This is a genomic window from Methylomonas sp. BW4-1 (assembly GCF_052474385.1).
Genome location: NZ_CP184125.1, coordinates 1 through 14,738, shown reverse-complemented (window position 1 = coordinate 14,738; position 14,738 = coordinate 1). Strand labels below are relative to the sequence as shown.

Annotated in this window: 11 protein-coding genes, 2 tRNA genes and 3 rRNA genes; 1 reads left to right on the top strand and 15 read right to left on the bottom strand. The window is 50.6% G+C overall.

What is annotated here, in order from left to right:
• Positions 1 to 21: 21 nt before the first annotated feature.
• The 10 genes from tolA to serA all read right to left on the bottom strand — a co-directional run bounded on the left by tolA (position 22) and on the right by serA (position 8,306).
• Positions 22 to 1,545 (bottom strand): cell envelope integrity protein TolA, encoded by a 1,524-nt coding sequence (gene tolA / locus ACH5Y9_RS00080; protein WP_445368027.1) that lies wholly within the window; start codon positions 1,543 to 1,545, stop codon positions 22 to 24.
• Positions 1,546 to 1,553: 8 nt separating this feature from the next.
• Positions 1,554 to 1,964, bottom strand: coding sequence for a protein TolR (gene tolR / locus ACH5Y9_RS00075; RefSeq protein WP_225587463.1), 411 nt, complete (start codon positions 1,962 to 1,964; stop codon positions 1,554 to 1,556).
• Positions 1,965 to 2,008: 44 nt separating this feature from the next.
• Positions 2,009 to 2,686, bottom strand: a complete 678-nt coding sequence (gene tolQ / locus ACH5Y9_RS00070; protein WP_020483188.1) for a protein TolQ — start codon at positions 2,684 to 2,686, stop codon at positions 2,009 to 2,011.
• Positions 2,686 to 3,081 carry a tol-pal system-associated acyl-CoA thioesterase gene (gene ybgC, locus ACH5Y9_RS00065; protein WP_445368026.1) on the bottom strand — a complete coding sequence of 132 codons (396 nt, stop codon included), beginning with the start codon at positions 3,079 to 3,081 and terminating at the stop codon, positions 2,686 to 2,688. Before ybgC ends, tolQ begins: the two co-directional genes overlap by 1 nt.
• Before the next feature lie 18 nt (positions 3,082 to 3,099).
• On the bottom strand, positions 3,100 to 4,134 hold the full coding sequence (ruvB, locus tag ACH5Y9_RS00060; protein ID WP_240348370.1) for a Holliday junction branch migration DNA helicase RuvB: 1,035 nt from the start codon (positions 4,132 to 4,134) through the stop codon (positions 3,100 to 3,102).
• Positions 4,134 to 4,736: a Holliday junction branch migration protein RuvA gene (gene ruvA / locus ACH5Y9_RS00055; RefSeq protein WP_445368025.1), complete on the bottom strand. Its 603-nt coding sequence runs from the start codon at positions 4,734 to 4,736 to the stop codon at positions 4,134 to 4,136. The genes ruvB and ruvA overlap by 1 nt, the downstream gene beginning before the upstream one ends.
• Entirely contained in the window at positions 4,733 to 5,230 is a 498-nt protein-coding gene (gene ruvC, locus ACH5Y9_RS00050) for a crossover junction endodeoxyribonuclease RuvC (RefSeq protein WP_033158328.1), read from the bottom strand. The genes ruvA and ruvC overlap by 4 nt, the downstream gene beginning before the upstream one ends.
• A 33-nt stretch (positions 5,231 to 5,263) precedes the next feature.
• A complete protein-coding gene (locus ACH5Y9_RS00045) occupies positions 5,264 to 6,016 on the bottom strand; it encodes a YebC/PmpR family DNA-binding transcriptional regulator (RefSeq protein WP_445368024.1) in 753 nt (250 codons plus the stop codon).
• 68 nt (positions 6,017 to 6,084) lie between these two features.
• Positions 6,085 to 6,726 (bottom strand): HAD-IB family phosphatase, encoded by a 642-nt coding sequence (locus ACH5Y9_RS00040; protein ID WP_445368023.1) that lies wholly within the window; start codon positions 6,724 to 6,726, stop codon positions 6,085 to 6,087.
• On the bottom strand, positions 6,723 to 8,306 hold the full coding sequence (serA, locus tag ACH5Y9_RS00035; RefSeq protein ID WP_445369862.1) for a phosphoglycerate dehydrogenase: 1,584 nt from the start codon (positions 8,304 to 8,306) through the stop codon (positions 6,723 to 6,725). Before serA ends, ACH5Y9_RS00040 begins: the two co-directional genes overlap by 4 nt.
• Positions 8,307 to 8,403: 97 nt before the next feature.
• On the opposite strand from serA, the gene ACH5Y9_RS00030 reads away from it, so the two are divergent.
• A complete protein-coding gene (locus ACH5Y9_RS00030; RefSeq protein ID WP_033158325.1) occupies positions 8,404 to 8,880 on the top strand; it encodes a TlpA family protein disulfide reductase in 477 nt (158 codons plus the stop codon).
• 136 nt (positions 8,881 to 9,016) lie between these two features.
• On the opposite strand, the gene rrf is transcribed toward ACH5Y9_RS00030, so the two are convergent.
• The 5 genes from rrf to ACH5Y9_RS00005 form a co-directional block, all read right to left on the bottom strand.
• Positions 9,017 to 9,132, bottom strand: a 5S ribosomal RNA gene (gene rrf, locus ACH5Y9_RS00025).
• A 160-nt stretch (positions 9,133 to 9,292) separates the two neighbouring features.
• Positions 9,293 to 12,187 (bottom strand): 23S ribosomal RNA (locus ACH5Y9_RS00020).
• 323 nt (positions 12,188 to 12,510) lie between these two features.
• A tRNA-Ala gene (locus ACH5Y9_RS00015) sits at positions 12,511 to 12,586 on the bottom strand.
• Positions 12,587 to 12,702: 116 nt separating this feature from the next.
• A tRNA-Ile gene (locus tag ACH5Y9_RS00010) sits at positions 12,703 to 12,779 on the bottom strand.
• A gap of 60 nt (positions 12,780 to 12,839) precedes the next feature.
• Positions 12,840 to 14,373 (bottom strand): 16S ribosomal RNA (locus ACH5Y9_RS00005).
• Together the 16S, 23S and 5S rRNA genes with 2 tRNA genes alongside form the textbook arrangement of a ribosomal RNA operon.
• Positions 14,374 to 14,738: the final 365 nt, after the last annotated feature.

Sequence of the window (14,738 nt, the reverse complement as noted above, 5' to 3'; positions counted from 1 at the left end):
CTCTCGTTTCCGTTTTACTGATTATTCCGGTTTAAACACAAAGGTGAAAACTCTAAATTCCTGATTAAATAAATTTCTATCTTGTGGTACCGGCAAAGGCGAGGCTTTTCTCACTGCATTCTCCGCCGAACGGTCAAAAATCGGATCACCACTACTACCAATTACCACAGCGTCCATCACATCACCACTAGCCAACAATTTTACCTGAATTGTGCATCTCAAGCCTTGCGTTGCGTTGATCGGCCGCGTCCAGGCGCCTTCGACTTTGCGCGCAATCATCTGTTTGGCAGAATCAACAGCCTGCTTATCCGATGCCGCTTTTGCCGCAGCCGCCGCGGCTGCTTCCGCAGCCTGCCGTTCTTTTTCCGCTTTTTCAGCCGCCGCTATCGCAGCTTGGCGCTCTTGTTCTGCTTTGGCTTTTGCCGCCGCTTCTGCAGCAAGTCTTTCTTTCTCAGCCTTCTCTGCCTTTTCCGCAGCCAGTTTGGCCTGACGTTCTTTTTCAGCCTTGGCTTTGGCTTCCGCTTCGGCAGCCTGGCGTTCTTTTTCGGCTTTTTCCGCCGCTAATTTGGCTTGGCGTTCTTTCTCCGCTTTCTCGGCAGCGAGCTGTTTATCTTTTTCCGCTTTGGCCCTAGCCTCGGCTTCTGCAGCTTGCTTGGCTTTTTCCGCATTAAGCGCGGCCTGTTTTTCTTTTTCGGCTTTAGCTTTTTCGTCAGCTAACTGCTTTTCCTTTTCCGCTTTGGCCTTGGCTTCCGCTTGTTTTGCTTGTTCTTGGCGCTTGGCTTCCTCGTTCTTTTGCTCCTGCAGCTTTTTTTGCTGCTCCAGGGCTCTTTGCTCCTGCAACTTCTTTTCCTGCTCCAGCTTTTTGATTTCGGCTTCCTGCTGCTGTTTCTCTCGCGCCGCTTCCGCCAGTTTTTGTTCCTTCAACTTGGCTTCGCGTTCCATTTCCTGTTGTTTTTGCTTTTCCAGCAATTTCTGTTTCTCTACTTCCCTTTGTTTTTCCGCCAACTCCTTCTGTTTTTCCAGTTCGGCTTGTTTCTGTTTTTCCGCGAATTCCTTTTGTTTGTCCAGTTCGGCCTGTTTCTGCTTTTCCGCGGCTTCCTTGGCTTTTTTCTGTTCGAGAGCTTGCCGTTCCTTGGCCTCCTCTAACTTTTTTTCCTCTTCCTTACGCTTCGCAGCGAGCTGTTCCTGCATCTTCTTTTCTTCTAATGCTTCCTGCTTGCGCTTTTCGGCGGCTTCCTGAATTTTTTGCTCTTCAAGCACACGTTGCTTTTTAGCTTGCTGCAACAACTGCTCTTCGGCTTTTCTGGCGTTTTCCAGTTGCTCTTGATGCTGTTTCTCGGCTTGCTGCTTGTTTGTTTCGTTCTGCTTTAAGCGCTCGGCTTCCGCATCGATTTCCGCGCCGTCCAATACAGTCGCTTCAATAATGTCCGCGGGCGGCGACATTTGCGCGTCGTCAGTCTCGGTGAGAAAACTGAAACTGAACAACAACACAATCAGAATATGTAGCGCTATCGCCTGCGCGAGCGAAGGTTTAAAACTTTTCATGATAGTGATTATTTGCTGTCAGGCGGCGGCGCGGTCATCAAGCCCACTTTGGGGGCGCCGGTTTTCTTCAACTCAACCATCACTTTGACGATACTGCCGTAATCCACTTCATGGTCGCCACGCACGTAGAGCTGGGCTTTGGGATTATTTCTGAATACCGCCGCTACTCTGGTTTTAACGGTATCAACATCGACAGGCGTATCGGCTTCTTCATCGCCATTGCCAATATCGACGTATAAACTGCCGTCCTTTTTGATCGAAACGATCACCGGCACCTGATCTTGTAAATCCACAGACTCGGCCTCGGCTTGCGGCAATTCGACATCGACGCCGGTTTGCACCAGCGGCGCGGTGATCATGAATATCATCAACAGCACAAAAGTTACGTCAATATAGGGAACGACGTTGATTTCGGCCATTACTCCGCGTTTTTTTCGCGATCTACGATTGCTGCCACCTACATTCATTTGCTGTGCGCCTGTCTTTGCAGTAATACCACGAACTCGTCGACGAATAACTCGTAACGGCCGGCCAAGCGATCCAAGCGCGTGGAGAAGCGGTTATAGGCAATTACCGCTGGAATCGCCGCGAACAAACCAATCGCGGTGGCAATTAACGCTTCTGAAATACCTGGAGCGACATTCGCCAAGGTAGCATTTTTAATTTCGCCCAAAGCGCGGAACGAGTTCATGATGCCCCAGACAGTGCCAAACAAACCGATATACGGACTGGTCGAACCGACTGTCGCCAAAAACGGCAAAGTCTCGTCCAACCTATCCAACTCGCGGGACAATTCGATACGCATGGCCCGTTGCGCACTTTCAACCTGGACAGAAGGCTCGACATCGCCTTTCTGGCGCATCCGCGCAAACTCGCGATAACCCGCTAGAAAGATTTTTTCAATACCTTCCGGCTCGAACCGGTCGCTGGACATCTTTTTATACAACTCGGCCAAACCGACGCCAGACCAAAACTCCTCTTCGAAATCGTCGGTAATGGCTATGGCCTGCTTCAATTCTTTCCGTTTGGAGAAGATGAAGGTCCAGGACGCAACCGATGCCGATAACAGAATGAACATAACAAACTGCACGACGATACTGGCTTCTTTGACCAGCGTCAGGATGGATAAATCGGTATTCATTAGTTTAAATGTTCCAAAATAGCAGAGGGAATAAGTTTGGGCTTCATGCTTTGCGCATCAAGACAGGCAATCCGGATTTCACCCGTGCATAAAGTATCTTGTTGCCGGGTGATCGCTTGCTCAAAGGTAAAATAAGTTTTTTTGTACTCAATAACTTTTGCGCTAACGTCCAACAGTTCGTTGAAGCGGGCGGGCTTTAAATAGTCGACTTTCACCGAACGGACTACAAAAATCAGGTTTTGTTCGGCTAGAAGATTATCCTGCTCAAAACCCACACTACGCAGCATTTCGGTTCTAGCCCGTTCAAAAAACTTCAAATAATTAGCGTAAAACACTACGCCACCCGCATCGGTATCTTCGTAATACACTCGTACCGGCCAGTTAAATTCTTTCATTCGTCTCTTAACGAATTATTAAATATCAAAGATGTCATCGCTGCCGATTTGCTGCCTGGGCGCGGGCAGGCCAAAATGACTGTATGCCTTATGCGTGACTACTCGCCCCCTGGGGGTGCGCATAATAAAACCCTGCTGCAGTAAATAAGGTTCCAACACGTCTTCAACCGTGCCACGTTCCTCGCTGATTACCGCAGCCAGCGTATCCAGCCCAACCGGACCGCCTTGAAAATGTTCTATCATGGCGGTCAACAATTTCCGATCCAGCATGTCGAAACCTTGCTGGTCTATTTTCAGCATATCCAAGGCTTGTTTGGCAATCTCACGAGTCACCGTGCCGTTGCCTTTGACTTCGGCAAAATCGCGCACTCTACGTAAGAGTCGGTTGGCGATGCGCGGCGTACCTCGCGAACGGCAGGCGATCTCGTCGGCACCGCCGCCGTCCATGCCGATATTCAATAGCTTTGCGGAGCGACTGACGATACTGGCCAGTTCCTCCACGGTGTAAAACTCAAGACGTTGGACGATACCGAAACGGTCGCGTAAAGGCGATGTCAACAAGCCGGCTCGGGTCGTCGCGCCTATCAGCGTAAAGGGCGGCAAATCCAGCTTAATAGAGCGGGCTGCCGGGCCTTCGCCTATTATAATATCAATTTGGTAGTCTTCCATAGCCGGATACAGCACCTCTTCCACCGCCGGGCTGAGCCTATGGATTTCGTCGATGAATAACACATCATGGGCTTGCAGATTGGTCAGCAAAGCCGCCAAATCGCCGGCTTTATCCAGCACCGGACCCGAAGTTTGGCGAATGTTGACATTCATCTCAGCAGCCACGATGTTGGCCAGCGTGGTTTTCCCCAAGCCGGGCGGCCCGAAGATCAATACATGATCCAAAGCTTCAGAGCGCGTTACCGCCGCCTGGATAAAAATTTCCATCTGCTCGCGGAGTTCTTTTTGCCCGACATAGTCTTTCAAGCGCTTGGGGCGAATGGCTCGGTCCACTCGCTCTTCGTCGTTATTACCGTGCGCAGTAACCAATCTGTCGCTTTCAATCATTTAACCGCACCGCGCAGCGCCAGACGAATAATGTCCTCGCAGCTTTTATCGTCTGTAGCAGCCGCTTGCACCATCCGCGTCGCGTCCGGTGGCTTATAACCCAGGGCACACAGCGCGCTAATCGCCTCCTGCTTAGGACTTGCTGCCAAACCGGGAAGCGAACTTGGGCTATCACTAGCTGCCGATAGTTTGTTTAGTTCCGGTAAACGACCACGCATTTCGATAATCAAGCGTTCAGCTGTTTTTTGGCCGACGCCCGGCAAGCGCACCAAACCTTTTACATCGTTATCATGGACGCAACGATAGAATTCTTCGGTACTTTGCCCGGACAGAACAGTCAACGCCAGCTTGGGGCCGACACCATTGACTTTGATCAGGGTTCTGAACAGCATGCGTTCGCTTTCTGTGGCAAAACCGAACAGGATATGCGCGTCCTCGCGAACCACGAGATGCGTATGCAGCTTAACCACTTCACCCAATGCCGGCAGATCGTAAAAGGTATTCATCGGCGCTTCAATTTCATAGCCGACGCCGTGCACATCCAACAACAGTTGCGGAGGAGCTTTGTAAATCAATTTACCGCATAAAAAACCGATCATGAAATCGCCTTCTGCAAACGCATCGCGGTCTCCTGATAGTGGCTGTGACACAGGCCAATAGCCAATGCATCGCTAGCATCGATCTGCATATCACCTTGAATACTCAACAAAATTTTCACCATATGCTGCACTTGCTGCTTATCGGCATTGCCCTTGCCTACCAAGGCCTGTTTAACTTGCCTAGCCGCATATTCGAAAACCGGCAGATCTCGGTTTAAGGTGGCGCAAATTGCAGCGCCGCGCGCCTGCCCTAGCTTCAGGGCAGAATCGGCATTCTTGTGCATAAACACTTGCTCTATGGCCATTTGCTCAGGACGGTACAACTCAATCACCTGGCTAACGCCATCAAAAATCTGCTTCAAGCGCTCGGGAAACTCGTCGGATTTGATTCGAATACAGCCACTGGCTACGTAGCGAATACCGCGCGAGGTCGATTCCACCACGCCGTATCCGGTTATGCGCGAACCTGGATCTATTCCTAAGATTCTGGTCAATAGTCTATTGATACGAGTAATTTTGCGGTGTGATTAGGCATCTAGCGCAGTCATGATGTCGTCGCTGATGTCGGCATTCGAGTAAACGTCCTGCACATCGTCCAGATCTTCCAAACGGTCGATCAACTTCAGCATTTTTTCGGCGGATTCGCTATCCAATTCAGTCTTAACGTCGGCATGCATCGTCACTTCGGCGTTTTCCGGCTCGAAGCCCGCAGCAAGCATAGCTTCCTTGACGGTCATATAGTCTTCAGGGGTGGTAAACACGTCGATAGAACCATCGTCGTTGGTGACCACGTCCTCGGCGCCGGCCTCCATCGCGGCTTCCATCACTGCGTCTTCATCGACGCCGTTGGCGTAGCTGATAATGCCGACCTTGCGAAACATATAAGCCACCGAACCGTCCGTGCCCAAGTTGCCGCCAGCCTTAGAGAAGGCGTGCCTGACATCGGCGACGGTACGATTGCGATTATCGGTCAAGCAATTCACCATCACCGCCGTGCCGCCAGGACCATAACCTTCGTAACGCACCTCTTCGTAAACCACGCCATCGACCGCGCCGATGGCCTTTTTGATGGTGTTGTCGATGGTATCGCGCTTCATGTTAGCACCAAGCGCTTTATCAATAGCGGTACGCAAACTCGGATTATTGGCGGGATCACCGCCACCCGATCCTTTTGCGGCCACGGTAATCTCGCGAATCAGTTTGGTAAAAATCTTGCCGCGTTTTGCGTCCTGCGCGCCTTTGCGATGCTTGATGTTAGCCCACTTACTATGCCCAGCCATTCTATCTCTCTGAATCTGCTAAAAATTTGGAAATTTTACCATCGTCCCGCCGGCTTATCGACCCTTGCTTACAATACTAGCGGCAATATAGCCGCTAACGAAGCATCCGAGACGTAGCTATCCGCTTGCTCTTCCACCAACGGCCTGCGGACGACACCGCCGAAACCGATCATATAGGCACCGGCCAATTTAGCTTCCAGATCGGTCTTGCCATCGCCTATCATGACCAAGGACGAATGATGCATCCTCAGTCGGCGACAAATCCTGGCTTTGCCGCCACTGACGGCCAACGGCGAGTGTCGGGCAAAATCCTGGTAATTACCGTCGTCGTCAAACAGCACATCAACCGCATGCACATGCGCTTCCGGTATGCCCAGTTGCTCCGCCAAAGGTAGTATCGCCTGCCGCAAGCCGCCACTTATGATGTGGATCAGCTTATTATTGGCTTGCAGGGTTTTAATTGTGTCGCTGACACCGTCAACCATTTCGGCAATATACAACTCGGCCAACCAGTCTATCGCGGCTTTATCGGGCTTGATCAAATCCAGTCGGTTCGCGTAGACATCCTCAAGGGCCAATTCGCCATTCATAGCTGCATCGGTTAACGCCGCAACCTGTTCGAATAAACCGTTACGCCTAGCCAATTCATCGATACCTTCGACCCGGCTCAGCGTACTGTCGCAATCGAAACAAACAACTTCAAAACTCATAACGCGATCTGCCTTGCTGTGTGCACCGCAGGCACCTCACAAACCGATTTCAATACTTGTTCATTTAAGGGATCAGAGATGCTGATGACCATCATCGCCAATTGATGTTCGTCGGCGATACTGACTTGCATGCGGGTAATATTGATATTGGCAACGCCCAAGATCGAGCTAATCGCCGCAATCACGCCCGGCTTATCATCGTGGCGAGTGATCAGTAACGCGCCTTCCGGCACCACTTCAATTTCGAAATGATTGATACTGACCAAGCGTGGATGTTGATTTCCTAACAACGTTCCCGCCAGAGATACCGACTTATCGGCGCAGTGCCCGGTAATTTTGATTAGAGACTGATAGCCTTCCGATTCCTCGGTCTGGGACTCAATTAGCGTTATACCTTGGCGTTTGGCAATGTTCTCAACATTGACGCGGTTAACCGGCGTGGAAAGCTGCCCCCCCAACAAACCGACCATCGCCTCTGCGGAAATCGGCCGAATTTTTACCTCAGCAGCCTTTCCATAAACCGCAACTTCCAATTTTTGAATCGGTTGATCGATCAACCCTACTAAAACCTTACCGAGAATATTAGCAAGGTTCATAAATGGTTGAGCCTTGGATAGCTCTTCTGCCGACAACCTAGGGAGATTCAAAGCATTAACAGCTTCGCCGGTTTGCAAATATTTAACCGCCTGGCGGGCAATTTCGACACTCACCGCCACTTGCGCTTCTTTGGTCGAAGCGCCCAAATGCGGCGTAAATACCACATTATCCAGTGTAAGCAATGGCGAATCCTTGGGGGGTTCTTGCTCATAAACGTCCAGCGCGGCGCCAGCGATCCGGCCGTCTTTCAAAGCATCATATAATGCCGATTCGTCAACCAAGCCGCCGCGCGCGCAATTGATCAACCGTGCAGATTTTTTCATCATCGCCAATTGTTCCCGGCCGATAATGTTTTTGGTTTTTTCCAGCAAAGGGCAATGCAGAGTCAAATAGTCGGCTTGTTTAACCAGGGTCTCCAAGTCGACCATTTCCGCGCCATGTATGGCAAAAACATCCGGCGCTACAAACGGATCATAAGCGATCACCCGCATTCCCAAACCGTTGCCGCGTTGCGCGACTATCCGGCCGATAGTACCAAAACCCAGCACTGCCAGAGTTTTATGAGCAATTTCAGCGCCCATCAACTTAGATCGCTCCCATTTCCCCTCTCTGACCGATTGATTGGCAAACGGTAGATTGCGACTCAAGGAAAACATGTGCGCGATAGCGAGTTCCGCCGTCGTGGTGGCATTGGCATCCGGCGTATTCATTACGATAACGCCTTGTTCAGTCGCGGCATTTAAGTCAACATTATCGACCCCTATGCCGGCACGCCCGACTACCTTCAGACGAGTCGCCGCTTTTAAAACCTTAGCCGTCACCTGAGTATCGCTGCGAATCAATAAGGCGTCGAATTCCGGAATAATCTCGCACAACTCGTCTTCATTTAAGCCGGTTTGGATATGTATCTGTATACCGTCCTGGACATTCAAGAAATTAATGCCGTCTTCCGCAAGCTTGTCTGAAATCAGTATCTTTTTCATCGCCATGACTGGATTATTGGATAAGGCCGGCATTTTAGCAGCTTTGCTATAATCGCCGTAATGCGCGTTCCCGACAAACAACCAAAGTCTATTACTTATGAGAATAAAATCGGCGCTTGGCGTCCTATCGGTGATCTGTTTACTTGGCGCAATCGCCTGGTGGCTGACTTACACTAAAAGTTTCGCCCCCAACGCCGTTTTTACAACATTGACAGGCGAACGACTGGCAATTGCCGAGCTGAAAGGCAAGCCCGTATTGATAACATTTTGGGCAACCGACTGCCCTAGCTGTCTTGAGGAAATTCCGGATTTGATTGCATTGCATCAGCAAGGCCTGAAAATCATTGCTGTGGCAATGCCATACGACCCGCCTAGCCGCGTGCAAACATTAGCCAAAGAACGTCAGCTTCCTTATCAAGTTGCTCTTGATATAGATGGTAGTCTTGTACATGCTTTTGGTGATGTGCAATTGACCCCAACGATGTTTTTAATAGACAAACAGGGCGTGATCATCATGCACAAAATCGGCGCTTTCGATTTAGCATCTTTAAAAACACTTCTGACGCAATTATAGAAAACTACTTTGTAATTTAGCTATAGAGGTGTTGTCTGGTAACAGTAAATCCGCAAAAGAGAAGGGAGCAGCAGTAGGGGTGATTTGGGGGTAAAAAAAAGCCCTGCTATGGGTAAGCAGGGCTTTTGGTTTAAGAGCTTGGCGATGACCTACTTTCACATGGCAACCTGCCACACTATCATCGGCGCTAAGCGGTTTCACTTCCGAGTTCGGGATGGGATCGGGTGGTTCACGCTTGCTATGTTCACCAAGCAAACTGGTTTGGCTGTTTTGCAGCCGTCATGCACAGGCTTGAAGCGTATTCGCTTCCCGGCATTTGCCGTTTACCTGTCTTCATGGAAATCTGTATCGAGTGTGTCGTTATCTTACGTTTATCAGCGTGTCAGTGACACCCAAACGCATTGGGTGTTATATGGTCAAGCCTCACGGGCAATTAGTACACGTTAGCTACGCCCATTACTGGACTTCCACACCGTGCCTACCAACGTCGTAGTCTCCGACGGCCCTTCAGGGGACTTAAAGTCCCAGTGAGATCTCATCTTGGGAGGGGCTTCCCGCTTAGATGCTTTCAGCGGTTATCCTGTCCGAACGTGGCTACCCGGCAATGCCATTGGCATGACAACCGGAACACCAGAGGTTCGTCCACTTCGGTCCTCTCGTACTAGAAGCAGCTTCCCTCAAATCTCAAACGCCCACGGCAGATAGGGACCGAACTGTCTCACGACGTTCTGAACCCAGCTCGCGTACCACTTTAAATGGCGAACAGCCATACCCTTGGGACCTGCTTCAGCCCCAGGATGTGATGAGCCGACATCGAGGTGCCAAACACCGCCGTCGATATGAACTCTTGGGCGGTATCAGCCTGTTATCCCCGGCGTACCTTTTATCCGTTGAGCGATGGCCCTTCCATACAGAACCACCGGATCACTAAGACCTACTTTCGTACCTGCTCGACTTGTCCGTCTCGCAGTCAAGCACCCTTATGCCTTTGCACTCATTGCCTGATTTCCGACCAGGCTGAGGGTACCTTCGTGCTCCTCCGTTACTCTTTAGGAGGAGACCGCCCCAGTCAAACTACCCACCAGACACTGTCCCTAATCCAGATAATGGATCGAGGTTAGAACTCCAAACATACCAGGGTGGTATTTCAAGGTTGGCTCCACGAGAACTGGCGTTCCCGCTTCAAAGCCTCCCACCTATCCTACACAAGTAGGTTCAAAGTCCAGTGTCAAGCTATAGTAAAGGTGCACGGGGTCTTTCCGTCTAGCCGCGGGTACACTGCATCTTCACAGCGATTTCAATTTCACTGAGTCCCAGGTGGAGACAGTGTGGCCATCGTTACGCCATTCGTGCAGGTCGGAACTTACCCGACAAGGAATTTCGCTACCTTAGGACCGTTATAGTTACGGCCGCCGTTTACTGGGGCTTCGATCAAGAGCTTCTCCGAAGATAACCCCATCAATTAACCTTCCAGCACCGGGCAGGCGTCACACCCTATACGTCCACTTTCGTGTTTGCAGAGTGCTATGTTTTTGCTAAACAGTCGCAGCCACCGATTTTTTGCAACCCCCTTCCGCTCCAGTCGCGAGGACCTTCACGTAATGAGGGCATACCTTCTCCCGAAGTTACGGTATCATTTTGCCTAGTTCCTTCACCTGGGTTCTCTCAAGCGCCTTAGAATTTTCATCCCACCCACCTGTGTCGGTTTAGGGTACGGCCACTAGTAACCTGAAGCTTAGAGGTTTTTCCTGGAAGCAGGGCATCTATCACTTCGCTGTTCTTTCGAACCGCTCGTCATCACGTCTCGGCATAGAGCACCCCGGATTTGCCTAAGATGCATGCCTACCTGCTTAAACGGCCACTTCCAACCGACCGCTGATATAGCCTTCTCCGTCACCCCATCGCAGTTACTACTGGTACAGGAATATTAACCTGTTTTCCATCGACTACGCTTTTCAGCCTCGCCTTAGGTGCCGACTAACCCTGCGTCGATTAACGTTGCGCAGGAAACCTTGGGTTTTCGGCGAGGGGGTTTTTCACCCCCTTTATCGTTACTTATGTCAGCATTCGCACTTCCGATACCTCCAGCCGACTTCTCAATCGACCTTCGCAGGCGTACGGAACGCTCCTCTACCACTCACACTTACGTGTAAATCCGTAGCTTCGGTACTATGCTTAGCCCCGGTAAATCTTCCGCGCAGACCGACTCGACCAGTGAGCTATTACGCTTTCTTTAAAGGATGGCTGCTTCTAAGCCAACCTCCTGGCTGTCTGTGCCTTTCCACATCGTTTCCCACTGAGCATAGATTTGGGGACCTTAGCTGACGGTCTGGGCTGTTTCCCTTTTCACGACGGACCTTATCACCCGCCGTGTGTCTCCCGTGCTGGCACTTGCTGGTATTCGGAGTTTGCATCGGGTTGGTAAGTCGGGATGACCCCCTAGCCGAAACAGTGCTCTACCCCCAGCAGTGATACACGAGGCGCTACCTAAATAGCTTTCGAGGAGAACCAGCTATCTCCGAGCTTGATTAGCCTTTCACTCCGATCCACAGCTCATCCCCGTCTTTTTCAACAGACGTGGGTTCGGCCCTCCAGTTAGTATTACCCAACCTTCAGCCTGGCCATGGATAGATCGCCCGGTTTCGGGTCTACACCTTGCGACTAAACGCCCTATTAAGACTCGCTTTCGCTACGCCTCCCCTATTCGGTTAAGCTTGCCACAAAATGTAAGTCGCTGACCCATTATACAAAAGGTACGCAGTCACCCCACGAAGGGGTTCCCACTGCTTGTACGCATACGGTTTCAGGTTCTATTTCACTCCGCTCTCCGCGGTTCTTTTCGCCTTTCCCTCACGGTACTGGTTCACTATCGGTCAGTAAGGAGTATTTAGCCTTGGAGGATGGTCCCCCCATATTCAGTCAAAGTTTCACGTGCTCCGACCTACTCGATTTCACTAGAAAAAGGTTTTCGTGTACGGGGCTATCACCCTGTATCGCCGGACTTTCCAGACCGTTCCACTAACCTTATCCTAGCTTAAGGGCTAGTCCCCGTTCGCTCGCCACTACTTAGGGAATCTCGGTTGATTTCTTTTCCTCCGGGTACTTAGATGTTTCAGTTCTCCGGGTTCGCTTCAGTGAGCTATGTATTCACTCAAAGATGACGCGCTTATGCGCGCCGGGTTTCCCCATTCGGACATCTCTGGATCACAGCCGGTTTGCAGGCTCCCCAAAGCTTTTCGCATGCTACAACGTCCTTCATCGCCTCTTACTGCCTAGGCATTCACCGTATGCGCTTATTCACTTGACCATATAACCCGAATACGTCTGTACTTTGGTTATACTGTCAGCTGACATTTTCGCTGATTTTTTCTGCTTGAGAACGACATGCCGTTTGTTTTCTGCCTTTCCCTTTCGAGAACGACGTCATTCAAACCGCAACTCGTTTTAGTGTTGATCATTGCTGATCATTACTATAGTTACAGATTTCCATATTGTTAAAGAGCTATCGGTACGAATACCAATGCTATAAAGTCTTTATCTGTTGCCGCCGATAAAACCCTATAGCGTTGATGTTCACCCACTATTTTTCTTACGTTTGACGAACTGGTTGACCCTCAGCGTTCAGCATGATGGTGGAGCCAGGGAGGATCGAACTCCCGACCTCCTGCGTGCAAGGCAGGCGCTCTCCCAGCTGAGCTATGGCCCCTAAAGCAGACTAAAGCCAAGACTCAAGCCGAAACGTGACTAAGCACAGCGCCAGTTATTCTAACCAGGCGTGTGGTCTGATTGTGTTTCGCCTTATTGCTTTCGCCTTTTATGCGTTGGTGGGTCTGGGAGGAGTTGAACCTCCGACCTCACCCTTATCAGGGGTGCGCTCTAACCAACTGAGCTACAGACCCAGGTGCGTCTTTCAATCGAAATAATTTGTTGTGAGTACGTGTAACGGTGTGCCGTCTTTGTAAGGAGGTGATCCAGCCCCAGGTTCCCCTAGGGCTACCTTGTTACGACTTCACCCCAGTCATGAATCACAAAGTGGTAAGCGCCCTCCCGAAGGTTAAACTACCTACTTCTTTTGCAACCCACTCCCATGGTGTGACGGGCGGTGTGTACAAGGCCCGGGAACGTATTCACCGCGGCATTCTGATCCGCGATTACTAGCGATTCCGACTTCACGCAGTCGAGTTGCAGACTGCGATCCGGACTGGGACCGGCTTTTTGGGATTCGCTTACTCTCGCGAGTTCGCAGCCCTCTGTACCGGCCATTGTAGCACGTGTGTAGCCCTACCCATAAGGGCCATGATGACTTGACGTCGTCCCCACCTTCCTCCGGTTTATCACCGGCAGTCTCCCTAGAGTTCCCGGCATGACCCGCTGGCAACTAAGGATAAGGGTTGCGCTCGTTACGGGACTTAACCCAACATTTCACAACACGAGCTGACGACAGCCATGCAGCACCTGTCTCAGAGTTCCCGAAGGCACTCCGCTATCTCTAACAGATTCTCTGGATGTCAAGGGTAGGTAAGGTTCTTCGCGTTGCATCGAATTAAACCACATGCTCCACCGCTTGTGCGGGCCCCCGTCAATTCATTTGAGTTTTAGCCTTGCGGCCGTACTCCCCAGGCGGTCAACTTAATACGTTAGCTCCACTACTAAGTTCTTTAAGAACCCAACAGTTAGTTGACATCGTTTACGGCGTGGACTACCAGGGTATCTAATCCTGTTTGCTACCCACGCTTTCGTACCTCAGCGTCAGTTTTAGTCCAGGGAGCCGCCTTCGCCACTGGTGTTCCTTCAGATCTCTACGCATTTCACCGCTACACCTGAAATTCCACTCCCCTCTACTAAACTCTAGTTGCCCAGTATCAAATGCAGTTCCCAGGTTAAGCCCAGGGCTTTCACATCTGACTTAAACAACCGCCTACGCACGCTTTACGCCCAGTAATTCCGATTAACGCTTGCACCCTCCGTATTACCGCGGCTGCTGGCACGGAGTTAGCCGGTGCTTCTTGTATAGGTAATGTCAGTCTACCGGGTATTAACCGATAGGTATTCCTTCCTATTGAAAGTGCTTTACAACCCTCAGGCCTTCTTCACACACGCGGTATTGCTGGATCAGGCTTTCGCCCATTGTCCAATATTCCCCACTGCTGCCTCCCGTAGGAGTCTGGGCCGTGTCTCAGTCCCAGTGTGGCTGATCATCCTCTCAGACCAGCTACGGATCGTCGCCTTGGTAGGCCTTTACCCCACCAACTAGCTAATCCGACATAGGCTCATCTATTAGCGCCAGGTCCGAAGATCCCCAGCTTTCCCCCGTAGGGCGTATGCGGTATTAGCGTGAGTTTCCCCACGTTGTCCCCCACTAATAGGCAGATTCCTATGCATTACTCACCCGTCCGCCACTCGTCAGCGCCCGAAGGCCTGCTACCGTTCGACTTGCATGTGTTAAGCATACCGCCAGCGTTCAATCTGAGCCATGATCAAACTCTTCAGTTTAATTTTAACTTGTCACTAAATAAGATTAGTGACCAATCTTGGCTCGACTACAGAACATCTTTTCTTGCGAATTGACGTGGTTTCTGTGTCGACTATTTCTAACAGCACATAGTCGCTACACATACCCACACAAATTATTTCGATTTCGTTTGTTAAAGAGCCAGAGCATTTCGCTCTGTTGAGCCGACATATTCTACAGCGTTTTCAGTGTTTGTCAAATTTATTTTTAAGTCATTTCAAAAACCGAAACTCAAAAAACAAACCCGTCAATCAACAGCTTCAAACCTGCCGAACTAAACCGACCGCTTCACCGCTAAAACTTAAAAGCCAGATCAGTGAAGAGCCGCTCATTCTAATCACCCAAC